This window comes from Shewanella sp. UCD-FRSSP16_17, from assembly GCF_001675935.1.
In the GTDB taxonomy this organism is placed as follows: domain Bacteria; phylum Pseudomonadota; class Gammaproteobacteria; order Enterobacterales; family Shewanellaceae; genus Shewanella; species Shewanella japonica.
In genome coordinates this window covers 1-838 of the sequence record NZ_LZFV01000031.1, presented here as the reverse complement: position 1 = coordinate 838, position 838 = coordinate 1, and the positions used below count along the sequence as shown (strand labels likewise).

1 pseudogene is annotated in these 838 nt (G+C 49.6%); it reads left to right on the top strand.

Features of this window, described 5'->3' with window-relative positions:
- Positions 1-838 (top strand): annotated as a pseudogene (locus tag A9267_RS13915) (hypothetical protein); the annotation flags it as partial.

The window sequence follows — 838 nt, the reverse complement described above, 5'->3', positions numbered from 1 at the left end:
GACAGCAACGGTAACGACCTGTCTGCCAACGACACTGAAAACCTYGATGCCCTTTCAAGCAACATCACCGTYGATTTAGTCATCGATGGCGATAATAACGGTGACATCACTGGTACATCACAAGAYATTCCAGCAGGCGGCACGGTCACTCTGGTGATCACCGATATTGCGGGCACTGCAATTACCATCACCGATGTGGCTGTTAATGCAGATGGCACTTACTCTGTCGATAACGTTGACCTATCTACGCTTGTGGATGGCGACATCACAGTGGTTGCAACCGCGACTGATTCAAACGGTAACGACCTGTCTGCCAACGACACTGAAAACCTCGATGCTGTTGATGCTGAGCTAACAGTAGACTTAGTGATTGATGCATCKAACCAAGGTGATATCACTGGTACGAGCCAGGATATTCCAGCTGGCGGCACGGTCACTCTGGTTATCACCGATATTGCGGGCACTGCAATTACCATCACCGATGTGGCAGTAAACGCGGACGGCACTTACTCTGTTGATAATGTTGACCTATCTACGCTTGTGGATGGCGACATCACAGTGGTCGCAACTGCAACCGACAGCAACGGTAACGACCTGTCTGCCAACGACACTGAAAACCTCGATGCCCTTTCAAGCAACATCACCGTTGATTTAGTCATCGATGGCGATAATAACGGTGACATCACTGGTACTAGTCAGGATATTCCAGCGGGTGGTACGGTCACTCTGGTAATTACCGATATTGCGGGCACTGCAATTACCATCACAGATGTGGCAGTAAACGCGGACGGCACTTACTCTGTTGATAATGTTGACCTCTCTACACTTGTGGATGGCG